The 24,157-nt window shown below is 62.1% G+C and carries 26 protein-coding genes; 11 read left to right on the forward strand and 15 right to left on the reverse strand.

The window, feature by feature from the left end:
- The first annotated feature begins 34 nt into the window (after window positions 1–34).
- The 6 genes from FCU66_RS27945 to FCU66_RS27970 all read left to right on the forward strand — a co-directional run bounded on the left by FCU66_RS27945 (window position 35) and on the right by FCU66_RS27970 (window position 6,720).
- The gene (locus tag FCU66_RS27945) at window positions 35–2,596 is read left to right on the forward strand and encodes a GcvT family protein (protein WP_136621350.1); all 2,562 of its coding nucleotides are present in this window, start codon (window positions 35–37) and stop codon (window positions 2,594–2,596) included.
- Window positions 2,597–2,691: 95 nt separating this feature from the next.
- The gene (locus FCU66_RS27950; RefSeq protein WP_136621349.1) at window positions 2,692–3,540 is read left to right on the forward strand and encodes a DUF1194 domain-containing protein; all 849 of its coding nucleotides are present in this window, start codon (window positions 2,692–2,694) and stop codon (window positions 3,538–3,540) included.
- A gap of 79 nt (window positions 3,541–3,619) precedes the next feature.
- Entirely contained in the window at window positions 3,620–3,964 is a 345-nt protein-coding gene (locus FCU66_RS27955; RefSeq protein ID WP_136621348.1) for a peptidase inhibitor family I36 protein, read from the forward strand.
- 163 nt (window positions 3,965–4,127) lie between these two features.
- Window positions 4,128–5,078 (forward strand): ABC transporter substrate-binding protein, encoded by a 951-nt coding sequence (locus FCU66_RS27960; protein ID WP_136621347.1) that lies wholly within the window; start codon window positions 4,128–4,130, stop codon window positions 5,076–5,078.
- A gap of 89 nt (window positions 5,079–5,167) precedes the next feature.
- On the forward strand, window positions 5,168–5,941 hold the full coding sequence (locus FCU66_RS27965) for an ABC transporter permease (RefSeq protein ID WP_136621346.1): 774 nt from the start codon (window positions 5,168–5,170) through the stop codon (window positions 5,939–5,941).
- On the forward strand, window positions 5,938–6,720 hold the full coding sequence (locus FCU66_RS27970) for an ABC transporter ATP-binding protein (protein ID WP_136621345.1): 783 nt from the start codon (window positions 5,938–5,940) through the stop codon (window positions 6,718–6,720). Before FCU66_RS27965 ends, FCU66_RS27970 begins: the two co-directional genes overlap by 4 nt.
- Here the strand turns inward: FCU66_RS27970 and FCU66_RS42130 are convergent, their stop codons facing one another.
- The 4 genes from FCU66_RS42130 to FCU66_RS27995 form a co-directional block, all read right to left on the reverse strand.
- The gene (locus FCU66_RS42130; RefSeq protein WP_246094044.1) at window positions 6,721–6,891 is read right to left on the reverse strand and encodes a type II toxin -antitoxin system TacA 1-like antitoxin; all 171 of its coding nucleotides are present in this window, start codon (window positions 6,889–6,891) and stop codon (window positions 6,721–6,723) included.
- 23 nt (window positions 6,892–6,914) lie between these two features.
- Window positions 6,915–7,853: a GlxA family transcriptional regulator gene (locus FCU66_RS27980; protein WP_348640062.1), complete on the reverse strand. Its 939-nt coding sequence runs from the start codon at window positions 7,851–7,853 to the stop codon at window positions 6,915–6,917.
- A gap of 347 nt (window positions 7,854–8,200) precedes the next feature.
- Window positions 8,201–8,335, reverse strand: a complete 135-nt coding sequence (locus tag FCU66_RS42590) for a hypothetical protein (RefSeq protein ID WP_013531161.1) — start codon at window positions 8,333–8,335, stop codon at window positions 8,201–8,203.
- A 337-nt stretch (window positions 8,336–8,672) separates the two neighbouring features.
- On the reverse strand, window positions 8,673–8,858 hold the full coding sequence (locus tag FCU66_RS27995) for a hypothetical protein (RefSeq protein WP_095199791.1): 186 nt from the start codon (window positions 8,856–8,858) through the stop codon (window positions 8,673–8,675).
- 221 nt (window positions 8,859–9,079) lie between these two features.
- On the opposite strand from FCU66_RS27995, the gene FCU66_RS28000 reads away from it, so the two are divergent.
- The gene (locus FCU66_RS28000; RefSeq protein ID WP_136621342.1) at window positions 9,080–9,979 is read left to right on the forward strand and encodes a LysR substrate-binding domain-containing protein; all 900 of its coding nucleotides are present in this window, start codon (window positions 9,080–9,082) and stop codon (window positions 9,977–9,979) included.
- A 33-nt stretch (window positions 9,980–10,012) separates the two neighbouring features.
- Here the strand turns inward: FCU66_RS28000 and FCU66_RS28005 are convergent, their stop codons facing one another.
- Together FCU66_RS28005 and FCU66_RS28010 are read right to left on the reverse strand one after the other, a co-directional pair.
- Window positions 10,013–10,984 (reverse strand): alpha/beta hydrolase, encoded by a 972-nt coding sequence (locus tag FCU66_RS28005; protein ID WP_136621341.1) that lies wholly within the window; start codon window positions 10,982–10,984, stop codon window positions 10,013–10,015.
- Between the two features lie 233 nt (window positions 10,985–11,217).
- Window positions 11,218–11,403: a hypothetical protein gene (locus tag FCU66_RS28010; RefSeq protein WP_056596339.1), complete on the reverse strand. Its 186-nt coding sequence runs from the start codon at window positions 11,401–11,403 to the stop codon at window positions 11,218–11,220.
- A gap of 324 nt (window positions 11,404–11,727) precedes the next feature.
- Between FCU66_RS28010 and FCU66_RS28015 the strand changes: the two genes are divergently transcribed.
- Window positions 11,728–12,759 carry an acyltransferase family protein gene (locus FCU66_RS28015; protein WP_246094045.1) on the forward strand — a complete coding sequence of 344 codons (1,032 nt, stop codon included), beginning with the start codon at window positions 11,728–11,730 and terminating at the stop codon, window positions 12,757–12,759.
- 37 nt (window positions 12,760–12,796) lie between these two features.
- Here the strand turns inward: FCU66_RS28015 and FCU66_RS28020 are convergent, their stop codons facing one another.
- From FCU66_RS28020 to FCU66_RS28050, 7 genes are all read right to left on the reverse strand, one after another.
- Entirely contained in the window at window positions 12,797–14,887 is a 2,091-nt protein-coding gene (locus FCU66_RS28020; RefSeq protein ID WP_168992120.1) for an ASKHA domain-containing protein, read from the reverse strand.
- 10 nt (window positions 14,888–14,897) lie between these two features.
- On the reverse strand, window positions 14,898–15,872 hold the full coding sequence (locus FCU66_RS28025; RefSeq protein WP_136621339.1) for a methyltetrahydrofolate cobalamin methyltransferase: 975 nt from the start codon (window positions 15,870–15,872) through the stop codon (window positions 14,898–14,900).
- 81 nt (window positions 15,873–15,953) lie between these two features.
- Entirely contained in the window at window positions 15,954–17,045 is a 1,092-nt protein-coding gene (locus FCU66_RS28030; protein ID WP_136621338.1) for a methylenetetrahydrofolate reductase, read from the reverse strand.
- Window positions 17,042–17,668 carry a methylenetetrahydrofolate reductase C-terminal domain-containing protein gene (locus FCU66_RS28035; RefSeq protein ID WP_136621337.1) on the reverse strand — a complete coding sequence of 209 codons (627 nt, stop codon included), beginning with the start codon at window positions 17,666–17,668 and terminating at the stop codon, window positions 17,042–17,044. The genes FCU66_RS28030 and FCU66_RS28035 overlap by 4 nt, the downstream gene beginning before the upstream one ends.
- Window positions 17,661–17,963, reverse strand: a complete 303-nt coding sequence (locus FCU66_RS28040; protein WP_136621336.1) for a virulence factor — start codon at window positions 17,961–17,963, stop codon at window positions 17,661–17,663. The genes FCU66_RS28035 and FCU66_RS28040 overlap by 8 nt, the downstream gene beginning before the upstream one ends.
- Before the next feature lie 203 nt (window positions 17,964–18,166).
- Entirely contained in the window at window positions 18,167–18,949 is a 783-nt protein-coding gene (locus tag FCU66_RS28045; protein WP_136621335.1) for a formyl transferase, read from the reverse strand.
- Between the two features lie 94 nt (window positions 18,950–19,043).
- Window positions 19,044–19,619, reverse strand: a complete 576-nt coding sequence (locus tag FCU66_RS28050) for a DUF4893 domain-containing protein (protein WP_136621334.1) — start codon at window positions 19,617–19,619, stop codon at window positions 19,044–19,046.
- 120 nt (window positions 19,620–19,739) lie between these two features.
- Between FCU66_RS28050 and FCU66_RS28055 the strand changes: the two genes are divergently transcribed.
- Entirely contained in the window at window positions 19,740–20,663 is a 924-nt protein-coding gene (locus tag FCU66_RS28055) for an NAD-dependent epimerase/dehydratase family protein (RefSeq protein WP_136621333.1), read from the forward strand.
- Here the strand turns inward: FCU66_RS28055 and FCU66_RS28060 are convergent.
- Entirely contained in the window at window positions 20,660–21,292 is a 633-nt protein-coding gene (locus FCU66_RS28060) for a DUF1638 domain-containing protein (protein ID WP_136621332.1), read from the reverse strand. The two genes, FCU66_RS28055 and FCU66_RS28060, sit on opposite strands and share 4 nt — an antisense overlap.
- 64 nt (window positions 21,293–21,356) lie before the next feature.
- On the opposite strand from FCU66_RS28060, the gene FCU66_RS28065 reads away from it, so the two are divergent.
- On the forward strand, window positions 21,357–21,497 hold the full coding sequence (locus FCU66_RS28065) for an entericidin A/B family lipoprotein (protein WP_013531174.1): 141 nt from the start codon (window positions 21,357–21,359) through the stop codon (window positions 21,495–21,497).
- 90 nt (window positions 21,498–21,587) lie between these two features.
- Here the strand turns inward: FCU66_RS28065 and FCU66_RS28070 are convergent, their stop codons facing one another.
- Window positions 21,588–22,286, reverse strand: a complete 699-nt coding sequence (locus tag FCU66_RS28070; RefSeq protein WP_126069400.1) for a corrinoid protein — start codon at window positions 22,284–22,286, stop codon at window positions 21,588–21,590.
- 275 nt (window positions 22,287–22,561) lie between these two features.
- On the opposite strand from FCU66_RS28070, the gene FCU66_RS28075 reads away from it, so the two are divergent.
- Window positions 22,562–24,136: a trimethylamine methyltransferase family protein gene (locus FCU66_RS28075; protein ID WP_136621331.1), complete on the forward strand. Its 1,575-nt coding sequence runs from the start codon at window positions 22,562–22,564 to the stop codon at window positions 24,134–24,136.
- Window positions 24,137–24,157 lie beyond the last annotated feature (21 nt).

A 24,157-nucleotide genomic window follows, 5' to 3' on the forward strand; every position in this document is an offset into this window, starting at 1 on the left:
GTCCGCCCGCTTTATCACTTTGGAGTCGCGGGCAATGGCAGAGTTTCCGAAAAAGGCGAAGGTCGTCATCGTCGGCCTGGGCGGTATTGTCGGCGCATCGATCGCCCATCATTTGATCGAGCGCGGCTGGGACGACATTGTCGGCATCGACAAATCAGGCATCCCGACCGATATCGGCTCGACCGCGCACGCCTCCGACTTCTGCTACACGACCAGCCACGATTTCCTGTCCTGCTGGACGACGCTCTATTCCATCGATTTCTACGAGAAGATGGGCCACTACTCGCGCATCGGCGGCCTTGAAGTCGCGCGCGTCGGCGACGACAGCCGCATGGAAGAGATCAAGCGCAAGATCGCCTCGGCGAAGGCGTTTGGCACGCGCGCCCGGCTGATCGAACCGGCCGAGATCAAGGAAAAATTTCCGCTCATCGAAGAAGACATCGTGCAGGGCGGTCTTTGGGATCCGGACGCCGGTCTCGTCATCCCGCGCTCGCAGACCGTCGCCGGCAAGCTGGTCGACCAGGCGGAAGCGTCGGGCAAGCTCAAATCCTTCGCCAACACGCCGGCCCGGTCGCTCGTCGTCAAGGATGGCCGCATATCAGGCGTGGTGACCGACCGCGGCACCATCGAGGCCGACTATGTCGTCGTCTGCGCCGGCATATGGGGCCGGCTGATCGCGGAAATGGTCGGCGAGGACCTGCCGGTCATGCCGATAGACCACCCGCTGACCTTCTTCGGCCCCTACAACGAGTTTGCCGGCACCGGCAAGGAGATCGGCTGGCCGCTGCTGCGCGACCAGGGCAACTCAGCCTATATGCGCGACACCGGCGACCCCAAGACCGCCGAGGGCGGCCAGATCGAATGGGGCTATTACGAAGAGACCAATCCGTGCCTTTGCCATCCGCGCGACTTGCTGGAGAAGGACCAGGCGCGTCTGTCGCCTTCGCAGCGCGACCTCGACATGGAACAGATCTTGGCACCGCTCGAACGCGCCATGGAACTGACGCCGATCCTCGGCGAACTCGGCTACAACGAGAGCCATTCCTTCAACGGGCTTCTCCAGGTGACGGCCGACGGCGGCCCCTCCATGGGTGAAAGCCAGAAGGTGCGGGGCCTTTGGTATGCCGTCGCCATCTGGGTCAAGGACGGCCCCGGCATGGGCAAGCTGATCGCCGACTGGATGACGGACGGCCGCACCGCGATCGACCATCACGCCATCGACTATGCGCGCTTCTATCCGCACCAGACGAAGGAACAGTTCATCTGGGACCGCTGCACCGAGACGGCGATGAAGGTCTACAATCCGGCGGTGCATCCGCGCGAGCCTTTCTCCAAAGCCCGCAACATCAGACGTTCGCCGTTCTGGGAGCGCGAGAAGGAACTCGGCGGCTATTTCATGGAGTTGGGCGGCTGGGAGCGCGCCCATGGTTACGCCGCCAACGAGCATCTCTTGGAGAAATACGGCAACCGCGTGCCGGTGCGCGAGAACGAGTGGGACAACCGCCATTTCTGGCGCGTTTCCAATGCCGAACATCTCGCCATGAGCGAGGATTGCGGCATCGTCAACCTGTCGCATTTCGCCATGTATGACATCGAAGGTCCGGACCATGTCGCGCTGCTGGAATGGCTGTGCGCGGCCAAGATCGGCGGCGACAACAACATCGGCAAGGGCATCTACACCCACTTCCTCGACGAGGAAGGCATGGTGCGCGCCGACTTTACCGTCATCCGCATGGCCGACCGCTGTCGTTTGATCGACGGCGCGGACGCCGGCCCGCGCGACTTCCAGTACATGCGCCGCACGGCGCAGGACAAAGGCTTTGACGTCACCATCACCGATGTGACCGAGAAATATGTCACCATAGGCATCTGGGGTCCGAACGCCCGGGCGACGTTGCAGAAGGTTGTCGAGAATCCTGATGGGTTGTCGCCGGAGAATTTTGCCTTCGCGGCGATCAAGCCGGTCAGGATTGGCGGCAAGGACGTCACCGCTTTCCGCATCTCCTATGTCGGCGAGCAGGGTTGGGAACTGCACATGCGCTACGAGGACGGCCTGGCCGTCTGGGACGCCTTGCGCTCGACCGGCGTGATGCCCTTCGGTGTTGAGACCTATGCCAACACCCGCCGCATGGAGAAGAGCCTGCGCTTGCAGAACGCCGACCTTTTGACCGAGTACAACCTGCTCGAAGCCGATCTCGCCCGTCCGAAGGTCAAGGAGAACGACTTTTGCGGCAAGGCCAGGCATGTCGAGTTCCGCGCCCGCGAAAACCAGCCGGCCATGCTGTGCACACTGGTAATGACCGAAAACGTCGATTCAAAAGGCGTTGCCCGTTATCCCGTCGGCACCATGCCGGTGATGGACCCGAAGACCGGCGAGACGCTGGTCGACGACCTCGGCCGCCGGTCCTTCACCACCTCGATGGCTTATGGCCCAACCATCGGCAAGAACATCGGTCTCGCCTATCTGCCGTGGGCGTACGCCCAGGAAGGCCGCAAGCTCACCATCGAGTATTTCGGCGAGACATATCCGGTCGAAGTGGCGGCTGTCGGCTACAAGCCGCTCTACGATCCGGAGAATCTGAAGCCGCGCAGTTGAGTGCTCGCAGGGCGCAAAAGGCATGAAGGCAAAAGCCTGGCCATCGGCCGGGCTTTTCTCTTTTTAAGCAGGCAATTTTCGCTTACCCTTGCGGCATGTCTGCTTTTGCCAGCGCAAGACATTTCTTTTCAGGCTGCGCCGCGTTCGCGCTGACGCTCTGGCTGACGCCGGTGTCCCTCGCGGATGAGCCGGTCGATGTCGAGCTGGTGCTGGCGGTCGACGTTTCGTTGTCGATGTCGCCGGAAGAGCTCGAGATTCAGCGTCACGGCTACGCAGCCGCCTTGACGCATGACAATGTGCTGCAGGCCATTGCCGACGGCGCCTATGGCAAGATCGCCGTCACCTATGTCGAATGGGCGGGCACCACCTGGCAGCGTGTCATCGTGCCGTGGACGGTGATTGCCAGCCGCACGGATGCGGAGCGCGTGGTTGCACAATTGACCGCCCAGCCGCCCAACAGCGCGCGGCGCACTTCGATCTCCGGCGCGCTGGAGTTCGGCAACGACCTGTTCGCCGAAAGCGGCTACCAGGGGACGAAGCGTGTCATCGACATTTCGGGCGACGGTCCCAACAACCAGGGCGCGCCGGTCAATCTCACCCGCGACGGGCTGATCAAGCGAGGCATCGTCATCAACGGTCTGCCGCTGATGACGCGAGGCGGTTTTTCCGGCGCCTACGACGTCAATAATCTCGATCGCTACTACAGCGACTGCGTCATTGGTGGTCCCGGAGCCTTCATGATCCCGGTCAACGACTGGACGCAGTTTCCCGAAGCCGTCCGCCGCAAGCTGGTGCTGGAACTCGCCGGTCCGGCCTCGCCGCAATGGGCGGCGGAAGAAGCCGCGCATCCGCCAGTGATATTGGCGCAGGACAGGCCCGCCACGGACTGCCTGGTCGGCGAGAAAATGTGGCGCAACCGCAGCTGGATGTTCGACAGCCGCTAAGCGGCCGAAGCATTGGCAAAATGGCCGGACCGCGCTATCCAGCCGGAGGGGGCCGCGGCCAAAACCGAGGAAACATCAGATGAAACGTCTCGCCATCCTGACTGCTGTCGCGTCCGTGCTTTTTGCCGACGGCGCCAGCGCCCAATACAATGATGAACCCGCTTGCATGATGTTCGAGCACGCGAATTTTCGCGGGCGGTCTATCGGTATGGGAGAGGACGACGCCGTGAATTTTCGCGGCGGCCAGTTCTGGAACGACCGTGTGTCGTCGGTGATCGTGCGCCGCGGCTGCACGCTCGTTGCCTATGAGGACTCGCGCATGGGGGGCCGCTCCATCGAGATCAGGCGCAGGATCCGCGATTTCGGCGGCAGCGAGTGGAACGACCGCATCTCGTCCGCGGAGTGCTATTGCGAAGGCTACTGAAGGCCATGTTGGGTTTCTGGCAGCCCGCCCCGTTTCGGGGACGGGCCGCCGATCGAGCTGCCTATCGCCGCCGGGCCTGCCGGGTGCCTCACCAAGCTGTTCATTGACAAGCCGATTGGCGTCTGTGAGACAATTCCTCAGCGAAAACAAAAGGGGAACTGACATGACCAGGATCGCCGTTCTTACCGCAACTCTGACACTTGCCGTCGGATTGTCCGCCCCGGTGATGGCCGCCACCTCAGTCACCATCGGCATCAGCGGCTGGACCGGCTTCGCGCCGCTGACGCTTGCCAAGCAGGCGGGCATCTTCGAGAAGCACGGCCTGGACGTGACCTTGAAGAAGGTGCCGCAAGCGAGCCGGCCGCTCGCCATCGCCAGCGGCGACCTGCAATGCGCCGCCACCACGGTCGAGACCTGGCTGGTGTGGAACGCCAGCGGGGTCACCACCAAGCAGATATTCCAGCTCGACAAATCCTATGGCGCCGACGGCATCGTCGCCCGCAACGACATCAAGACGGTCGCCGACCTCAAGGGCAAGAATGTCGCGTCCTCGGCGCCGGGAACGTCGCCCTATTTCATGCTCGCCTGGGTGCTGAACAAGGCCGGCATGTCGACCAAGGATGTGACCGTCGTCAATCTGGAGCCGGATGCGGCGGCGCAAGCCTTCCTCGCTGGGCAGAATGATGCCGCCGTCACCTATGAGCCGTTCATCTCGGCCGTGCGCGACAAGTCGGACCAAGGCCATATCCTGGCGACCACGCTCGACTATCCGATGGTGCTCGACACGGTCGGCTGCACGCCCGAATTCCTCAAGGCCAATCCGGATGCCGCCAAGGCGCTGGCCGACAGCTATTTCGACGCGCTCGACCTGATCAAGAACGATCCGCAGAAATCCTACGAGATCATGGGCGCCGACGTGAAGCAGTCGGCGAAGGAGTTCGAGGATTCGGCGAAGTACCTTAAATGGGCTGACAGGGCGGAGAACAAGCAGTTCTTCACCAAGGAATTCCTGGACTTTTCCAAGACCGCCGGCGAGCTTCTGCTGCAGATGGGGCTGATCAAGGAAGCGCCCGACGTCACCACGCTGGCCGACACCAGCGCGGTGTCGAACTGAAAGTCCGGTCTTTGACCATCATACGGCGGCGCCTGGCGCCGCCGTTTCTCCTGGACAAGTGACGATTTGAAGATGGGGACGATTTGACGATGCGCCCCTTGCAGCCAGTCTCGCCGGGCATCCGAACCGTGCTCGGCATTTCCTTCTTTGTGTTGTTCGTCGCCTTCTGGGCATGGATCACGCTCGGCGGCCACGTCAACCGCATCTTCCTCGCCGATCCGTTGTCGATGCTGCGGGATGGCTGGCGGCTGCTGGTCGAGGACCGTTTCTGGCTCGATATATTGATCACCATCTGGCGGGTGTTCGGTGGCTTCCTGCTGGCGTCGGTCGTCGCGGTGCCGATCGGCATCGCGATGGGCGCCTGGAAGCCGGTGGAAGCGTTTCTCGAGCCCTTCGTCTCCTTCGCCCGCTACCTACCGGCCTCGGCCTTCATCCCGCTGCTCATCTTGTGGGCGGGCATCGGTGAGCTGGAGAAGCTGCTGGTCATCTTCGTCGGCTCGGTGTTCCAGATCATCCTGATCATCGCGGTCAAGGTCGGCAGTACAAGACGCGACCTGGTCGAGGCGGCCTATACGCTGGGCTCCACCAACAACGGCATCGTCAAACGGGTGATTATGCCGGCCAATGCGCCCGAGATCGCCGAGACGCTGCGGCTGGTGCTCGGCTGGGCCTGGACCTATGTCATCGTCGCCGAGCTGATCGGCTCGTCCTCCGGCATCGGCTATATGATCATCAACAGCCAGTCGCGGCTGGCGACGGGACAGATCATCTTCGGCATCATCGTCATCGGGCTGATCGGGCTGTTGTCCGACTTCGCCTTCAAGGCCTTCAATCGCTGGCTTTTTCCGTGGAGCCTGGCGTGAGCAAGCTTCTCATCGAAGGCGTCTCGCGCACTTTCGCCGGCGTGCGCGGCGGAGAGCCGGTCAAGGCCTTGATGCCGATCGACCTGGCGGTCGCCGCCAACGACTTCATCACCATCCTCGGCCCATCGGGCTGCGGTAAGTCGACATTGCTCAGGATCGTCGCCGGCCTGGAAGCGCCAAGCGAAGGCCGTGTGCTGCTCGACGGCAAGGCGGTGACCCGGCCGGGGCCGGATCGCGGCATGGTCTTCCAGTCCTACACGCTGTTTCCCTGGCTGACGGTCGCCGAAAACATCGCCTTCGGCCTGCGCGAACGCGGCATGCCCGAAGAGGAGCGGGACGGGATCGTCGCTTCCTATGTCGATCTTGTCGGGCTGAAGGGGTTCGAGAACCATTGGCCGAAGCAGCTCTCCGGCGGCATGCAGCAGCGCACGGCAATCGCCAGGGCGCTGGCGAACGATCCCGAGATCCTGTTGCTGGATGAGCCGTTCGGCGCGCTCGACAACCAGACCCGCGGTCTGATGCAGGAGCTTTTGCTCGGCATCTGGGAACGGCGCAAGAAGACGGTGCTGTTCGTCACCCACGACATCGAGGAAGCCATCTTCATGGCCTCGCGCGTGATCGTGATGACGGCGCGGCCCGGCCGCATCAAGTCGGATGTCGCCATCGACCTGCCGCATCCGCGCCACTACACGCTGAAGACCAGCCCGGAATTCTCGGCGCTGAAGGCGCGGCTGACCGAGGACATCCGCGTCGAAGCGATGCGAACGGTGCAGGTGTAGTCAGATCGGCTCAGCTTGATCGCGATCCGGGAAGATGCTTGGCTCGCTCAACAGGCGCCTAAGACGAGGAAGATCACGCGTCGGGGCGTCTAGCGCCGCCATGAACACAACCCATTTTTCTGCGTCGAGGGGAAAGCTCCGCCGGTCGGCCAGTTTTTCAGGTCGGGTCATTCTCGTACTCATGTGACACCTACTCAGGCCGCCAGCAACTGCTTGCGGTCGACGCGCTCCTGTTGCGGCGAGCGGGCGTAGAGCTCGCGATAGCATTTGGAGAAATGCGAGGCCGAGACGAAGCCGCAGGCGACCGCCACCTCGACCACCGGCATCGACGACTGGATCAGCAGATGACGGGCGCGGTCGAGCCGGATTTCGAGATAATAGCGGGCAGGGGAGCGTCCCATCTCGGTGCGGAACAGCCGCTCGATCTGACGGCGCGACAGGTCGACATGGTCGGCGATCTCGATCAGCGACAGCGGTTCGGAAAGATTACCCTCCATCAGTTCGATGATGGTCAGCACTTTCGAGTTCTGGACGCCGAGGCGAGCGCGCAGCGGCAGGCGCTGGCGGTCGGTAGGGCTGCGCACGCGGTCGGTCAGCACCTGCTCGCAGACGCGGTTGACGAGGTTCTCGTCAAAGTCGTCGCCGATCAGCTTCAGCATCATGTCGAGTGCGGCGGTGCCGCCGGCGCAGGTGTAGATGTTCTGGTCGATCTCGAACAGGTCGGCAAAGACATTGGCCTTCGGGAATGCCTCTGAAAAGCCCGGCAGGTTCTCCCAGTGGATGGCGCAGCGCTTGTTGGACAACAGGCCGGCGGCGGCGAGAATATGCGCGCCGGTGCATAGGCCGCCGACGGCGACGCCGCGATTGTATTCCTCGCGCAGCCAGGCAAAGGCGGACTTGTTCTGGTAGCGCTCGACATTGATGCCGCTGCAGACGATGGCCATGTTTGGACGGTCGGGGCCTGCCATCTTCTTGCGTTCATCCTCAAGTGAGGTGTTGACCGCGCATTCGACCCCGTTCGAGGCGCGCACCGGCTTGCCGTCGATGCTGGCGAGGCGCCAGCAATAGGCCTCGTAGCCAAGCATGCGATTGGCCGAGCGCAGCGGGTCGAGCGCGGTCGCAAAAGCGATCATGGTGAAATCGGGAACAAGGAAGAATACAAACGATCGCTTGATCGGATGCTTTACGGCGTTCAAGGGAACCTCACACAGCCATGGCGCGATCAGGATGTCGCGAATAGCATAGCGACATCAGGAAAAACCATGTCTGTCAATCGGCTACGCCGCTACGACAAGATTAAATTTGCGACATGGGTCGCAAATGGGCAATCGGCATGCAGCGAGCCCTGAAAGTGGCACTCAACTGTTCAAGGGACGGGCAACGTACGGCCTGCGGGCAGAACAAAAACGCCGCTCTGGCTGGAGCCAGGCGGCGTTACAGTTTTAAAGCAGCGGCAGGGATGCGCTGCCTCCAAAAATCTTCAGGCGACGAAGCCGAGGCGCGCCGCATTCATGGCGCCGGTCTGGCCGGGCATGGTGTTGGCAAGACGCTGACGCTCGAGAGCGGTGGTCAGGTTCATTTCGCGGCGGGCAAAGAGGCGGGCAAAAAGCTTCACGATCATCTCCATTTGTTGCTCAGACGGGTCGCCTTCGCTTGATGGAGTGGGGCAGCTCGTTTGCTGACGCTGATATAGGCTTGTGTAAGGAAAAACTAAATCGCAAAAGCGAAGCGCTTGATATGAAATGCGACACCGAATGCGGAAAATTTGGGCAAGGTGCTCGAAATTTGCGATTATTTACAAGGCATTAATTGGAAATACGGTCTGCTATGCGGCTTGCTCATATGCGTCATGCGCTGGCGACATGGCTTCAAAACTGATTTGACTACAAATAAAATAGAGAAGGCCTGCCGGGCGACTGCGCGGCAGGCCTTCAGCACATGGTACACACGATCTACTTTGCTCCAGCCCAGGATCCGACGCCATTGCGAATACCGGTCTTGGTGTCGGAAGCTTCAGGCCAGCCGATATCCTTCTGCAGTTCGATCGGCAGGGAGCGGATGGCGCGTTCGGTCTGGTAGCGGGCGCGGGCCGCGCTGAATTCGGTCGCGATCCGACCGAGGGACGACAGGATAGACATTTCATTCTCCTTTGGTGTCTGGCGGCTGCCAGACCACGCGTTGGTTACGTCGGGTCTGTTTCAACTTCATTTCGTGTCGAATGCAGGTCTGTGTCGGGGTCGTTTCATGGCTGCTTGTGGCAGCTACCTGCTTCGATGGAGTTGACTATCCTCCCAATCTGATGTTCAATCAAACGAAATGGAATGATGCTTTGTATCAGAAAAATTGAAGGTCGGTTCCCATGAACGCCCCGCTCAATCATCCGCTGCCACTGCTCGATCTCGACGTTTTGCGCACTTTCGTGGCGATTGCCGAGACCGGCAGCTTCACCACCGCCGCCAATGCCGTGTTCCGCACGCCGTCGGCCGTCTCCATGCAGATCAAGAAGCTGGAGGACATTCTCGGCCGCTCGGTGTTCGCGCGCGACGCCCGCTCGGTGTCGCTGACTACGGACGGCGAAATGCTGCTCGGCTATGCCCGCCGGCTGCTGTCGATCAACCGCGAGGTGGTGTCGAAGTTCATCATTCCCGAGATTGTCGGTGTGGTGCGGCTTGGTTCGCCGGACGATTACGGCGAGCGCGTGCTGCCGCATGTGCTGAAGCGTTTTGCGCAGTCGCATCCGTCGATCGCCGTCGACGTCACCATCGACCAGAGCAGCAATTTGCGCCGGCGCATGGACGACCGGGCGCTCGACCTCACGCTGTTGACCAATTCCTACAAGACCAGCGCGCTCGGCGCCGAGGTGCTGCTGACCGAGCCGATCGTCTGGGCCGGCGCCAAGGGCGGCTCAGCGCATCTGCGCGAGCCCTTGCCGGTGTCGCTGTGGGAAGAGGGCTGCGCCTGGCGGGCTGGGGCGCTTGACGCGCTTGGCCGCGAGGGCCGCAACTACCGCATCGCCTATATGAGTGCGCATACGGCCGGCCAGCGCGCTGCGATCATGTCCGATCTCGCCGTGGCGCCGCTGCCGAAGTCCTTCCTCGGCAACGACATGGTCGAGCTCTGCCCGAAGGACGGCATGCCCGACATCGGCACCTACAATCTGGCGATGGTTGTGGCGCCGGACGCCAGCGCGCCGGTCAAGGCCGTCGCCGACCACATCCGCGCGACCTTCGAAGTGTTTAGGGAAACCGGCAAGTTCTGATCCGCCAGCAGGGTCGGATCGAAAGCAGAAGCGCTACTCCGCCGCCTCGGCGGAGGGCGCTGCAAACATTGTCCCGGTGTCCTGCCTCATCCCGGTGTCTTGCCTGATCGGCGACCGGCTCTCGCTGAGAAACGCGACGATGTGTTGGCGGGCGCGGCGTGATTCCGGCATATCGATCAACGGCCAGACGTGGAACATGCCTTCCTCGTAGACGACATCGACCTCGACGCCGGCGGCACGCGCCTTTTCGGCGAAGATCAGATTGTCGGGACTGAGCAGGTCGTGCGAGCCGGTCAACAGCAGCGTTTTCGGCAGCACCGACAGATCGCCGTAGAGCGGGCTGATGTGCCAGTCGCTGCGGTCGATGCCGGCGCTGTACATCCGGATCGCCTCAAGTCCACCGGGCACGCCAAGCCACGGGTCGTTGCGTTCGGCCTCGAACAGCTTTGGATTGGAAAGCGACATATCGAGGCCTGGCGAAATCAGCACATGGCGCGACGGCAGGGGCAAGGCCTCTTCCGCGGCCATCATGGTCAGCACCACGGCCATGTTGCCGCCGGCGGAATCACCCATGAAGACGATGTCCTCAGCCTCCGTCTCGTCGAGCATCTGGCGGTAGACGTCGCCAACCATGCCGAACATGGCGTGGAAATCGTGTTCGGGGGCGATGGGATAGATCGGTATGGTTATGCCGTAGCCCAGCCGATCGGCCATGTCGGCGATCAGGTGCCAATGATAGGGCGTGATTTCAAAGACATAGGCGCCGCCGTGCAAGTAGAGAATCCGCTTTCGCTCGCCGTCTCTGGGGGCGATTTCGTAGACCGGAAAGCCGTCCATTGTGTGTGCCCCGATGTCGAAACGTTGGTGCAGCGAGGCAGGGGGCCGGTGGTTCTCGGTCTTGCGCGCGGCCGCAATCCACCGCCGCAGGTTTTCCGGGCTGGAAAACGCCTTCTTGCGGCTGTGCCGGAGCACGAAGGACACGACATGGCTTTTCAAACTTGGCATGCGGATACACGGACTTCGGCTAAAGCCGACTAAGAGAACCCCCACTATCTCCGAAGATCGTGCCGTGGCCGAAAATGTCAAGATTTACGCTGTGTCTACACGGTGGTGTGATCCGCGCCACAGTGGTCAGCGACGCGGCAGAAGTGCGGCACGCAGCCGGTTGCTGGTGATCGCCGGCGATGTGCGACGTCCCCGGCGCATGCCGAGCAGTTTGCATTTGTCGGCGAAGGTCATCAGCGCGCGGCGCTCCAGATAGCGCTGGTGAGGGACGCCTTTTCGCTGGATCGCGGCGACACCGGCCAGCCGATATCCTTCTGGATTTCAGGCGGCAGGCTGTTCAGCAGGCGCCGTGCCTTGCTGCGGTCATGGGCATTCTTGATGGCCGCGCCATAGCGGCCCAGGCTTTCGAGCATCGACATTGTTGTCTCCCTTGAAGCGTTGCGGCGGCTGAAAGCGATCTGCTGCCTGCCGTTCGATGCCGGTTAAATGCGCTTGCCATGTATCTGGCGGATTTCACGAAAACAGCGTTTTGGTTTCCGAATCAGGCGATCCGGAAACATTTGCATGCAAACGAAATTGCAGGTGATTGACGCTCCGGGCGATCGCCTCTCGGCCGCGTCCAAGAGGGAATGTCGCGATCCCACTTAGGTTCGCGGGGTTGACAGCGGGTGGCGGACGTCTGCTATTGTGCACTGCAGCATTTTTGAGGGTGCTAATAAGGAGGTGCTGGTAAGGAGTACGGCTTGAATGACATTCACAGTATTCAATACCTTCGAGGACTAGCCGCTTCCGCGGTAGTTTGCTTTCATATCAGCGAGCAGTTCAGCGGTCCGTTCGCGGTTGGCGCTGCAGGCGTCGACCTCTTTTTCGTCATCAGCGGTTTCATCATGTGGGTGACCACGGTCGATCGCCCCGTTGATCCACAGCGTTTCATGTGGCGACGGATCGTTCGTATCGTGCCGCTTTATTGGATCGTCACGGTGCTGACCGCGCTGGCAATTTTCGTCAAGCCGCAATTTCTCTTCGGACATATGCTGAGCCCGGCAAATTTTGTCGGCTCGCTGTTGTTTCTTCCGATCATGCAGGATGGGTCACTTCACCCCGTGGTGATCCAGGGTTGGACGCTGTGTTATGAAATGATGTTTTACGTCATTTTCGCCTTGGCGCTCTTGCTAGGCGAGAAGCAGCGTTTTGCCGCGCTGATCGGCGTGCTGACGGCAATGGTCGCATTGAACTTGCTGCTGCTCAGAGGCTACCCCTTTACCTCTCCCCTCATGCTCGAGTTCGCGGCCGGCATTGTCGTCGGGCGGCTGTGGATGGAGGATATTCGGCTCCAGCTTGCGCTGGCGCTATCGCTGGTTGTCGGCGGATTTCTTCTGTTGATGACGATCCAGATGCTTGACCCTGAAATGCCTCGTGTCCTGCGTTGGGGTGTTCCGGCGACCCTGATCGTCGCCGGAGCGGTTTTTGCCGAGCGTGCCAGACCGTTCAGCCCCATGGCCTTGTTTACATTTTTTGGCAGTGCCTCGTATTCGATCTACATCTGGCATGTGCTGGTGGTTGTCGTGGTAACTGGCATCATGCTGCGGCTTGGGGTTCCGCCAAATTGGCAGCCGGCGCTGATTGCGTTTGTCAGCATCGCGCTTTCCGCGATGCTTTATCTGGCGATTGAAAAGCCGCTGACTGGCTTTCTCAACCCGTCACACGCCAAAAGCATATCGCCGGTCGATCAGCGGTCCGGCTTGCGCCTGCCGTCGAATGAGACAAAGGACTAAGGCGCCTCGGCGGAACCCGTTGCAACGTAGCTTAATTTTATTCCCGCCCGCGCCGTGCGGCGTGGCCTTCGCGCGAACGCCGGCGCGGGGTGGCGTCGCCGGCAACGCCGTCCTCGCTGACCGTCTTGCGCGGCGGCAGTTTCACCACCGCCGACAGTTTCGGGAACGGATCGACCTTGTTGGGCAGCGCCATGGCGTAGACGAAATGCTCCTGGAATTTCGGTTCCAGCGCCGTCTCGATCTTCTCGATCTTGCTGACGGTGTCCTCGATTTCGCGGCGATAGCCACGATTGAGCAGCGCCATGCGAGCGCCGGCGCCGGCGGCGTTGCCGACCGCGGAAACCTTGTCGAGATCGCAATCCGGGATCAGGCCCAGCACCATGGCGTATTTCGGATCGATGAAGGAGCCGAAGGCGCCGGCGAAGTGGATGCGGTCGACATGGTCGGTGTTCTGCTTTTCCATCAACAGCTTGGTGCCTGCATAAAGCGCTGCCTTGGCGAGCTGAATGGCGCGCACGTCGGTCTGGGTGATGGTGATCTTCGGCCCATCTTCCTTCAATGCGGCGGAGCCTTCCTTCAGCACGTAGGAGAAGGTGCGGCCGTTGGCGGTGACGCGCGGCGAGCGGGCCGAAAGCCCGCCGTCGATGACGCCGTCCTCGGAAATGATGCCGGCGAGATACATCTCGGCTACCACTTCGATGATGCCGGAGCCGCAGATGCCGGTGACGCCGGTCGCCTGGACGCTCTCCAGGAAGCCCGGCTCGTCGGACCACAGCTCCGAGCCGATGACGCGGTACTTTGGCTCCAGCGTGTCGGGATCGATGCGTACGCGCTCGATGGCGCCGGGTGCTGCGCGCTGGCCGCCGGAGATTTCGGCACCCTCGAAGGCTGGGCCTGTGGGCGAGGAGGCGGCAACGACGCGCGTGCGGTTGCCGAGCACGATCTCGGCATTGGTGCCGACATCGACGATCAGCATCATCTCGTCCTGGCGGTGCGGGCCTTCCGACAGCGTCACCGCCGCCGCGTCCGCACCGACATGGCCGGCGATGCAAGGCAGCATATAGAGCCTGGCGCCCTGGTTGAGCTTCAGGCCGATGTCGGATGCCTTGATGTGCACCGCGCCCGAAACGGCGAGCGCGAAGGGGGCGCCGCCAAGCTCGGTCGGATCGATGCCGAGGAACAGATGGTGCATGATCGGATTGCCGACGAAGACGGAATCCAGGATGTCGTTGCGCTGCACATTGCCTTCGGCGCAGACCTTGTCGACGAGACCCGAGATCGCCTCGCGCACGGCCACCGTCATGCCTTCGCGGCCGTCCGGGTTCATCATCACATAGGAGACGCGGCTCATCAGATCCTCGCCGAAGCGGATCTGCGGGTTCGACGTGCCCGACGAGGCGGCGACGCGGCCCGACAGCAGGGACACCAGATGCATGGCGATGGTGGTCGAGCCGATATCGCAGGCCAGCCCATAGGCTTCGTTCTTGAGGCCGGGCCACAGCGCCACGACGCGCGCGGTCTCGCTGTCGGCATCCTTGTAGATGGCGGCGGTCGCGGTCCAGTTGCCCTTGCGCAGGATGCCTTGCACCTGCGGCAGCAGATAGAAATCGAAATCGAGGCTTTTCAGGCCCCAATCGTGCATCAGCGCGATCTTCAGGCGGTCGAGATCGCCAAGCGGCTTGTGCATGTCGGGCTCTTCGATCTCGACATAGCACATACGGATCGCCGCATCGCGGGCGATGACCCTGGTGTCGGCATCCTTGCGGATGGTCTGCGCGTTGATGACGGTGTCTTGCGGCACGTCGATGACGAGGTCGCCAAGGATCTGCGCCGAGCAGGAGAGGCGGCGCCGTTCGGGCAGGCCACGGACGCGCTCATAGCGCTCTTCCTTGGCGCCCTTGGGCGTGATGTGGTCGTTGGAGGAAACGATCTTGTGCTTGGCGAAATTGCCTTCCTGCACTTCGATCTGGCAGCGCCCGCACGTGGCACGTCCGCCGCACACGCTTTCGACATAGACGCCGAGCTGGCGCGCGGCATCGAGCACCAGCGTGCCGACAGGAAACCGCCCGCGCTTGCCCGACGGCATGAACAGCACAAGCGGGTCAGTGATGTTTGCAGGTGAATTCACGATTGCGCGCTTATCCTCGGCCCATCCGGGCTTCACGGCCGCCACGGCGGCGACCGCCGTTGTTGGCGCCTTCGCCCGGCGCATTGACCTGCGTCGGGGCGGCAACAGCCTGGCCGCCTTCGGCCGGCTTGTAGTCCTTGTAGGTGCGGATCCAGTTGGTGCAGTTCTCGTCGGTGCCGTTCAGCACATTGGCGCCGCGCACGGCTTCCATTTCCTGCGGACGCACCGGGTTCATGATGGCTGATGTCATGCCGGCGCCGATCACCATCGGGATGAAGGCGGCGTTGATGCCGTGGCGGTGCGGCAGGCCGAAGGAGATGTTGGACAGGCCGCATGTGGTGTTGACCTTGAGCTCTTCGCGCAGGCGGCGCAGTAGCGCGAACACCTGGCGGCCGGCATCGCCCAGTGCGCCGATCGGCATCACCAAAGGATCGACAACGACGTCATGCGCGGGAATGCCGAAATCGGCGCAGCGCTGCACGATCTTCTTAGCGACGGCGAAGCGGACGTCCGGGTCCATCGAAATGCCGGTCTCGTCGTTGGAGATGGCAACGACCGGCACGTTGTACTTCTTGACCAGCGGCAGGATGGCTTCGAGCTTTTCTTCCTCGCCGGTGACGGAGTTGACCAGCGGGCGGCCCTTGGCGACCTTCAGTGCGGCTTCGATCGCGGCGGTGACCGAGGAGTCGATCGACAGCGGCAGGTCGACCAGGCCTTGCACGATCTCCAGCGTCTGCACCAAAAGGCCAGGTTCGGTCTCGTTCGGATTGACGGAGGTAACGCCGGCATTGACGTCGAGCATGGTGGCGCCACAGGCTGCCTGCTCGAGCGCGTCCCTGATGACGGTCTCGAAATTGCCAGCGATCATCTCGGCGGCCAGCTTCTTGCGGCCGGTCGGGTTGATGCGTTCACCGATCACGCAGAACGGCTGGTCGAAGCCGATGATGATTTCTCGTGTCGCCGAGGCGACGATGGTACGGGTCATGAAGTCTCTCCGCCGTGATATAAAGATTTCTTTATATCGTTGTCTGTTTTCGTTCAAGCAAATGGGTGGCCGTCCGCGCCGTCAGTGCGCGGTCTTCACCATGTCCACCTGCGTTTCGGTAATGTCGTCGTGCAAGATGCTTTCGAGCCGGTCGGCGACCATCTGGTCGTCGCGACGGATCTCACGTTTCCATGGCTGGCGGCCCTTGAGCACGCCCGATTCATCGACGATCTCGGCGACATATTCCTCCTGCCGATAGGCCATCACATGGACGCCGGAAACGCCTGATATTTCCTTCACCTCGTTGATGATGTCGATGCAGAGCTGTTTGCCTTCCTTCTTCTGGTCCTGGGCGCCTTCCAGCCGCTTGATGACCGAATCGGGAATATGGATGCCCGGCACGTTCGTGCGGATCCACTTGGCCGTCTTGGCCGAGGCGAGGGGGCCGACGCCAACCAGGATGAAGCATTTTTCGGTGTAGCCGAGGTCGCGCACCTTTTGCATGTAGGTGCGGAACATCGGCACGTCGAAGCAATACTGGCTCTGTACGAATTGCGCGCCGGAGGCGATCTTCTTGCCCAGCCGATGCGGACGGAAGTCGATCGGCGGCGCGAAAGGATTGATCGCAGCACCCAGGAAAAGCTGCGGCGGGGTCGTCAGCTTGCGGCCGGACAGGAACTTGCCATTGTCGCGCATGATACGGCAGGTCTCGAGCAGCGACATGCAGTCGAGATCGAACACCGGCTTGGCGCCGGGCTGGTCGCCGGCCTGCACGCCGTCGCCCGTGAGGCACAGCATGTTGGCGACGCCCATCGCGGCCCCGCCCAGCACGTCGCCCTGAATGGCGATGCGGTTCTTGTCGCGGCAGGCGATCTGCATGATCGGCGCATAGCCCATGCGGGTCAGCAACGCGCAGATGCCGACTGACGACATGTGGCAGTTGGCGCCCGACGCATCGACGGCGTTGATGGCGTCGACCCAGCCGTCGAAGATTTTCGCACGGTTGTAGACGTCTTCCGGATCGGCGCTGTCGGGCGGATTGAGCTCGGTCGTCACCGCGAACTCGCCGCGCCGCAGGACGCGTTCCAGCCGGCCGCGCGAGGTGTGGCCGGGCAGGGGGGCGAGCGGCAGGTGGATGCCGTCCGGGTTCTCGTCGCGCTGGCGTCCGATCATGCCGATGCCCCGGTGTTTGCCGCCCCATTCTTGGCGGCAGCGGCTGCTTCTCGCGCGGCTGCCGCCTGCGCGGTCACTCGCAGCCAGGCCGAGGTTTCGCGCAGCGACTGATCAACCGGCTTCTGCACGGTCAGGATCCTGTCGCCGTGGACCATGTTCTGAGAGCCTTCCCAGGCCTTGACCCAGACGCAGGGCATATCGGGCTCGACCTCGCAATTGCCGTTGGCGCGCACGCCACCGCAAGGGCCGTTGCGCAATTGCTTGGGGCAGTTCATCGGGCACGACATGCCGGTCGACGACAAGATGCACTGGCCGCACATGCGGCAGTCGAACATGAAACCCTTGACGCGCTTCTCGACAAATTTGATCGGCCCTTCGACGCGGCCGTAGCCGATGCCTTTCCACAAGGGATGGAGAAGCAGGAACATGTCGGCGAATCTGGCGTAGAACCATTCGAGCAACCGCGAATGCCTGACCGACCACAGCCGGATCGCGAAGGAACGCTGCACGCGCCGCTGCGGCGACACGTCGGCCGGCTTGTAGTCGGATTTCGGCGCTGCCTTCTTGACCAGAGTAGCCTGGGTAACCGCCGGCCCGTCCTTGGCAGGAATGGTTTCAGACATTTTCTTTGCCGCCCGCCTTGACCAGAGCGACCAGCCGCTCGCGGTCATATCTCGTGTCGATGTCGTTGAACGCCTTCTCGACTTCGGCTTCGAGGTCGTCGCCGACCGGAGTGGGATCGGCCTTGCGCCATTCGGCCAGATAATCGTCGGTGCCGCCGGCGCCGGTGCGCATGGCGCACATGTCGATCGCCTCGGTGAAGCGCAGCGGCAGTTCGCGCTTGGCGTTCTGCCGGCCCTTCTTGACGATGATCTGGGCAGGGATGTCGCGCCAGTAGACGACGATCAGATCGGCCATGAATTCTCACTCCTCGATATCGGAGCATTGCCGGAAGCGCAGTGGGGCCGCTTGTTATGGGACGACGCGCGCGCATTCAAAAGCGACGCATTTCGATGTCGTAAAATGAAAGGTGCGTTTATTCGTTTGCGGCGTGTGCCGGCGGCGGGTTTTGGGCATCGGAACAACAGGCGCGCTGCACACGAATCCGGGCGAAGAACGCGCTACCAGATGCCGGTTCTCAGGCCCGTCCAGAGGTAGAACCAAATCGTCGGGTGATACCATTGTTGCGACGGCAGGCCCGGGTCGATGGTGGTGAGTTTTCCGGCCAGCACGTCGCTGACCGCTTCGACGCAGATGTCGCGCGAGAACGCGGCCTGGCGCAGCGCATAGCTGGAGATGGTGTCGCCGCGTTTCGGCTGACCGTGCACCTGTTTCAGCACGGCGCCCGTATCGACACCGGCATCGACCAGATGCACGGTGGTGCCGAAATTGTGCGGATCGCCTGATGTCAGCGCCCAGTAGCCGCCATTCATGCCGCGGTATTTCGGCGTGATGCCGGCGTGATAGTTGAGCACCGGGCAAGGCATCCTGGCCAGCATGCCCTTCGACAACAGCCTGCAGCCGTTGAGCAGGACAACGCCAGGCTGGATCTTCTCGATCGCCGCGAGGCACTCCGGCCCGTTGGCGGACGCAACATGGATGATCTCCTGGTCCCGCCGCGGCTCGATCTCGAGCTTCTCCTCGGCAATCAGCCGCGCGGCATGGCCGGCGAGGAGCCGCTTGCCAAGCCTGCTCAGCACCATCGTGCCGAGTTGACCTATTGCCGAGATCCAGCCCTGGCGGCGAGCGCGGCCAAGCAGCAATTGCTTTTTGGATTCAGGCGTTTCGAGGACGACGCTGACAGGGCCGACGCGGTCGGTGATCGCGTTGACGATAGCCCAGACATGCGGGCCTCCTCCAGTGACGATCACGATCGGTCGCGGACTGGATTGCGACGCTGCCATGGATCTCTCTCCCCTCCAAGCGACCCGTTCTCGACAATGGGCGGATGCTAGGGCGTCCGGGTTAATCCTTGGTGATCAGCTCTTCGATACACGGTCAGCGCTTGAATTCGATGATATCGAGCTTCGATTCGTAGTAGGGCGCCGGAAATTCGATGCGCCATTCCTTGGCGCTGTTGCGAAAGGCGTAGCCGACCTGATCGGTTTGCGGGCCGCTGCCATAGGGCTTTGCCGGATCGCTGTTGACATAGAAGGAGCCGAGATAGATCGAGCGTTTCTCGCCATCGTCGAAGAAACGGCCCTTGGTGCGCTGCGAGCCGCTGATCTTTTCCAGCCGCCAGCCGGAACCGTCGTCGCTCACCTTGCACTTGAACCAGCCATAGATGACGAGCGGCAAAGGTCCGCCGGCCTTGATGGTGCGGCACCGCCAGTTGCCGGTCAGGTCCTTGTCGGAGAAGGCGACGAGCGGTTTTGCCAGCAAGGCGTCGAGTTGCTTGACCTCGGCGGGGTCGCCCGCTTTCGCTTCGGCCAGCGCTGCCTTGCGCGTCTCGCCATATTTGTCGAGCCGCGCCTTGTCGGCTGGGGTGATCAGTTTCTGCACCTCGCCATCGGCAAGGGCGGGCAGCGTGCAGCAGAGCAGGCCGACAAGGGCGAACAGCGGGCGAAGTGTCATCGGAAGCCTCCCGGTTGATGTCTGGCGCAGCGCCGCTGCCCCTGGTGCATAACTTATCGGGTCGCTGGCGCCTGTCATCCGTGCTTAACAGCGTCACGGTCAAAAATCATGGTGTGACGAATGCGAATCTTGCTCACGGGATCGTCGGGTTGGCTGGGCAGCGCGCTGGCGCCGCGGCTGCGCGCGCTTGGACACGACGTCACCGGGCTCGATCCTGTGCCATCGGCAGAGACGCGCCTTGTCGGTTCCATCGCCGACCGTGACCTTGTCCTGCGCACGGTCCGCGACAACCGGATCGAGGCGATCATCCACAGCGGCGCGCTGCACAAGCCCAACATCGAGAACCGCGCCAACAGCGATTTCGTCGCCACCAATGTGCAAGGCACGCTGAACCTGCTCGACGCGGCGGTGGCGACAGGCGTGCAGCGCTTCGTTTTCACCTCGACGACGTCGCTGATGATTTCGCAGGCGATACGCGACGACTTCAGCGGCGGGGCTCGGAAAGCTGCCTGGCTGATGGAGGCGATGTCGCCCGAGCCGCGCAACATCTATGGCGTCACCAAGCTTTCAGCAGAGCATCTCTGCCGCCTCTATCATATCCAGCATGGGCTGCCGGTGGTGGTGCTGCGCACGGCCCGCTTCTTTCCCGAAGCCGACGACATGGCGCATGCGATCGAACAGTCGGATGCCAACACCAAGGCGAACGAATTGCTATTCCGGCGCTTGACGGTGGAGGACGCGGCGGAGGCTCACATCCTTGCCCTTGAAAAGGCGCCACAGCTGGGTTTCGATATTTTCATCGTCTCGGCGCCGACGCCATTCCACCCGGATGATTGCGCGGCCTTGATCGCCGATGCTCCGTCGGTCGTGGCGCGCCATTTTCCGGACTTTCCGGCGCTTTATGCGCGAAAAGGCTGGACGATGTTTTCCTCCATCGACCGTGTCTATGACGCGTCGCGGGCAAGGGACAGGCTGGGTTTCGTCTGCAAGACGAGCTTTGCCGATGTGCTTGCGGCGCTGCGGGCGGAAGAGGGGGCTGCCTAGCCCGCGACAGCAGCAGCTTGCGCCATTCCGGCCGTCAGGTCGCCATAGCCGGTGGCGCGGCGTTCGTAGACGAGACCGAGCATTTTGGCGGCGTTTTCGGCGACCTTGTCGAGTTCCGGATCGTTGGTCTGGGCGAGGTAGATCAGCTTCTCGTAGTTGCCGAAATAGTCCTTGATCAGCTCCGGGTGCTTGTCGAGGCCGAGCGGCTTCATGAAGAAGGCATCGAACTGCCGGCAGAGGAAGTCGGTCATGTAGAACGACATCATGTCGTCGTCGGCGATTTTCGCGTAGGCATCCATGCCTTGATAGAAGGCAAAGCAGTGCGGGCCGGCCATGCGCTCGACGCTATGCTTCTCGCAGATGCGGTCGAGCAGGCCGCCGGTGCCGCAATCGGCATAGCCGACGAAGATGTTGGTGTAGCCTTCGGCCTTGGCCTTTTCGATTGCCTTGTCCATGGCCGGGGCGATGCGGTCGGGATAGAAATGGAATTCCGCCGGCAGGCAGGTCAGGTCGAGGTGATCCAGTCCGAGCTGTTCCTTGACGGCCAGAACTTCGCGCGCAATCATCCCACAGGCGATAATGAGCAGCCTGTCGTCTTGATTCTGTTTCATTTTTTGCGTCTTTGCCATGGAACCAGTCGAGCCGGCCTTCGTTGCTGTGGCGCTAATTTATCTGTTGAGGGAGACACCGTCCATGAAACTGCTACGCATCACGCCGATCGCCATCCTGGCCTGCGCCTTGGCCCTTGCGGCTTGCGCGAACACCGTCCGTGGCGTCGGCAGGGATGTCAAATCAACTGCCAAGGCGGTCGAGGACACCGTCACCAAGCCCTGATCCGCGCACGGCCTTCCCCAACATCTGGGAACAAAAAAGCCGCGCTGCAAGGCGCGGCTTTTTTCATGGGTCATTACGAGACCTGCGGGCTCAGGCCGAAGCGCGCACATTGTGCTTGCGCTTCATGTAGTCCTTGGCGGTCTCGACCGCCACCGCCGCGTCGCGGCAGTAGGCATCGGCGCCGACGGCCTTGCCGAATTCCTCGTTCAGCGGCGCACCGCCGACCAGCACCACATAGTCGTCGCGGATGCCCTTTTCCTTCATCGTGTCGATGACGACCTTCATGTAGGGCATGGTCGTGGTCAGCAGTGCCGACATGCCGATGATATCGGGCTGGTGCTGTTCGATCGCATCGAGATATTTCTCGACCGCATTGTTGATGCCGAGATCGATGACGTCGAAGCCGGCGCCCTCCATCATCATGCCGACGAGGTTCTTGCCGATGTCGTGGATGTCGCCCTTGACCGTACCGATGACCATCTTGCCCTGCTTTGGCGCGCCGGTGGCGGCGAGCAGCGGGCGCAGGATGAACATGCCGGCCTTCATCGCGTTGGCGGAAAGCAGCACTTCCGGCACGAACAGGATGCCGTCGCGAAAATCCTCGCCGACGATGCGCATGCCTTCGACCAGCGCCTCGGTGAGCACCTTGTAGGGCACCCAGCCGCGCTCGAGCAGGATGTTGGTGCCTTCCTCGATCTCTTCCTTCAGCCCGTCATAGAGATCGTCGTGCATCTGCTGCACCAACTCGTCGTCGGAAAGTTCGGAAAGGATGATCTCGTCGTCGGACATTTGTATCGAGCTCCTGCCGGCATCGCGACCATGTCGCAAGGCACAAAATATTCGCGCTCATACCTAACCCGCTGGGGGCATGTATCCATAGCTGATTTGCGACTTCCCGCAAAAGGAAAGCGACCGTAACTCTCTTGGAATTCTTGTCGATTTTGCGACAGGCGTTGGCGCTGGCGGGCCGTTTCGAATAGGGTGCATGGCTACGATCTGGCAAGAAGCGGCGAGAGGCAGCCGCTATGGATTCCAGACAAGAACAGATTCAGGGAAGAACCACCATGAGCGAACACGCGGCAGTCGATCAGGAAGCGTCAAACGCGCGACGTGGGCGCGGCGCCAGCGGCGGGGCAGCCGCCCGGCGGGCAGCACGTTCGGGCGGTGGCCCGGGCACGCAGCTCACCTACATCAAGCGCAAGATCAACGTTTATGAGGTGCTGGACGAGGAAGGCCTGGCGCTGATCGAGAAGAATACCGACACGGTGCTCGAGGAGATCGGCATCATCTTCCGCGACGATGCGGAAGCGCTGCAACTGTGGAAAGAGGCCGGCGCCGACGTCAAGGGCGAGCGCGTGCACTTTCCGAAGGGTCTGTGCCGTTCTCTGCTCAAGACCGCGCCGTCCATCTATACCCAGCACGCCCGCAATTCCGAGCGCTCGGTGCAGATCGGCGGCAACGCCACCGTCTTCGCGCCCGTCTATGGCCCGCCCTTCGTGCGTGACCTCGACGGCGTCAGGCGTTACGCGACGATCGAGGATTTCCAGAATTTCGTGAAGCTCGCTTATATGGCGCCGTCGATCCACCATTCGGGCGGCACGGTGTGCGAGCCGGTCGACGTGCCGGTCAACAAGCGCCACCTCGACATGATCTACAGCCACATCAAATATTCCGACAAGCCGTTCATGGGTTCGGTGACCGCGCCGGAGCGCGCCGAAGACACCGTCGCCATGGCCAAGATCGTGTTCGGCGACGATTTCGTCGAGAACAACACGGTGCTGACCAGCCTGATCAATGCCAATTCGCCGATGGTGTTCGACGAGACCATGCTCGGCGCGCTGAAAGTCTATGCGCGCCACAACCAGGCCTGCATCGTCACGCCGTTCATCCTTGCCGGCGCGATGAGCCCGGTGACGGTGGCCGGCACGCTGACGCAGGTTCTGGCCGAAGTGCTGGCCGGTGCGTCGTTCACGCAGCTGATCCGGCCGGGCGCGCCGGTGCTGTTCGGCACCTTCGCCTCGTCGATCTCGATGCAGTCGGGCGCGCCGACCTTCGGCACGCCGGAGCCATCGCTGGTTTCCTATGGCGCTGCACAGCTGGCGCGTCGCCTCGGCCTGCCGTTCCGCACCGGCGGCTCGCTCTGTGCGTCCAAGGTTCCGGATGCGCAGGCGGCCTATGAAAGCGCCAACACGCTGAACTCGACCATCCTGGCCGGCACCAATTTCGTGCTGCACTCGGCCGGCTGGCTCGAGGGCGGGCTGGCGTCCTGCTACGAAAAATTCATGATGGACATCGACCAGCTCGGCATGACGCAGAAGTTTTCCGAGGGCGTCGATCTGTCGGAAAACGGCCAGGCGATGGACGCCATCCGCCAGGTTGGCCCGGGCAGCCACTATCTCGGCTGCGACCACACCCAGGCCAATTTCCAGACCGCCTTCTACCGCTCCAACATCGCCGACAACAATTCCTACGAGCAGTGGCTTGCCGAAGGCGAGAAGACGGCACCCCAGCGTGCCAACGAGCTCGCCCGCCGCTGGCTGGAAAGCTACGAGGCGCCGTATCTCGATCCGAGCATCGACGAAGCGTTGAAAGACTTCATCGCCAAGAAGAAGGGGTCGATGCCCGACGCCTTCACTTGAAAGGAGCCCGAGTCAGGCGGG

It is taken from the genome of Mesorhizobium norvegicum, from assembly GCF_004919685.1.
Classification (GTDB): Bacteria; Pseudomonadota; Alphaproteobacteria; order Rhizobiales; family Rhizobiaceae; genus Mesorhizobium; species Mesorhizobium norvegicum.

Coding starts and splice junctions, on each gene's coding strand:
- FCU66_RS27945 (WP_136621350.1), top strand. CDS start 35: ATGGCAGAGTTTCCGAAAAAGGCGAAGGTCGTCATCGTCGGCCTGGGC.
- FCU66_RS27950 (WP_136621349.1), top strand. CDS start 2,692: ATGTCTGCTTTTGCCAGCGCAAGACATTTCTTTTCAGGCTGCGCCGCG.
- FCU66_RS27955 (WP_136621348.1), top strand. CDS start 3,620: ATGAAACGTCTCGCCATCCTGACTGCTGTCGCGTCCGTGCTTTTTGCC.
- FCU66_RS27960 (WP_136621347.1), top strand. CDS start 4,128: ATGACCAGGATCGCCGTTCTTACCGCAACTCTGACACTTGCCGTCGGA.
- FCU66_RS27965 (WP_136621346.1), top strand. CDS start 5,168: ATGCGCCCCTTGCAGCCAGTCTCGCCGGGCATCCGAACCGTGCTCGGC.
- FCU66_RS42130 (WP_246094044.1), bottom strand. CDS start 6,891: ATGACCCGACCTGAAAAACTGGCCGACCGGCGGAGCTTTCCCCTCGAC.
- FCU66_RS27980 (WP_348640062.1), bottom strand. CDS start 7,853: ATGATCGCTTTTGCGACCGCGCTCGACCCGCTGCGCTCGGCCAATCGC.
- FCU66_RS27995 (WP_095199791.1), bottom strand. CDS start 8,858: ATGTCTATCCTGTCGTCCCTCGGTCGGATCGCGACCGAATTCAGCGCG.
- FCU66_RS28000 (WP_136621342.1), top strand. CDS start 9,080: ATGAACGCCCCGCTCAATCATCCGCTGCCACTGCTCGATCTCGACGTT.
- FCU66_RS28005 (WP_136621341.1), bottom strand. CDS start 10,984: ATGCCAAGTTTGAAAAGCCATGTCGTGTCCTTCGTGCTCCGGCACAGC.
- FCU66_RS28010 (WP_056596339.1), bottom strand. CDS start 11,403: ATGTCGATGCTCGAAAGCCTGGGCCGCTATGGCGCGGCCATCAAGAAT.
- FCU66_RS28025 (WP_136621339.1), bottom strand. CDS start 15,872: ATGACCCGTACCATCGTCGCCTCGGCGACACGAGAAATCATCATCGGC.
- FCU66_RS28030 (WP_136621338.1), bottom strand. CDS start 17,045: ATGATCGGACGCCAGCGCGACGAGAACCCGGACGGCATCCACCTGCCG.
- FCU66_RS28035 (WP_136621337.1), bottom strand. CDS start 17,668: ATGTCTGAAACCATTCCTGCCAAGGACGGGCCGGCGGTTACCCAGGCT.
- FCU66_RS28040 (WP_136621336.1), bottom strand. CDS start 17,963: ATGGCCGATCTGATCGTCGTCTACTGGCGCGACATCCCTGCCCAGATC.
- FCU66_RS28045 (WP_136621335.1), bottom strand. CDS start 18,949: ATGGCAGCGTCGCAATCCAGTCCGCGACCGATCGTGATCGTCACTGGA.
- FCU66_RS28050 (WP_136621334.1), bottom strand. CDS start 19,619: ATGACACTTCGCCCGCTGTTCGCCCTTGTCGGCCTGCTCTGCTGCACG.
- FCU66_RS28055 (WP_136621333.1), top strand. CDS start 19,740: ATGCGAATCTTGCTCACGGGATCGTCGGGTTGGCTGGGCAGCGCGCTG.
- FCU66_RS28060 (WP_136621332.1), bottom strand. CDS start 21,292: ATGGCAAAGACGCAAAAAATGAAACAGAATCAAGACGACAGGCTGCTC.
- FCU66_RS28065 (WP_013531174.1), top strand. CDS start 21,357: ATGAAACTGCTACGCATCACGCCGATCGCCATCCTGGCCTGCGCCTTG.
- FCU66_RS28070 (WP_126069400.1), bottom strand. CDS start 22,286: ATGTCCGACGACGAGATCATCCTTTCCGAACTTTCCGACGACGAGTTG.
- FCU66_RS28075 (WP_136621331.1), top strand. CDS start 22,562: ATGAGCGAACACGCGGCAGTCGATCAGGAAGCGTCAAACGCGCGACGT.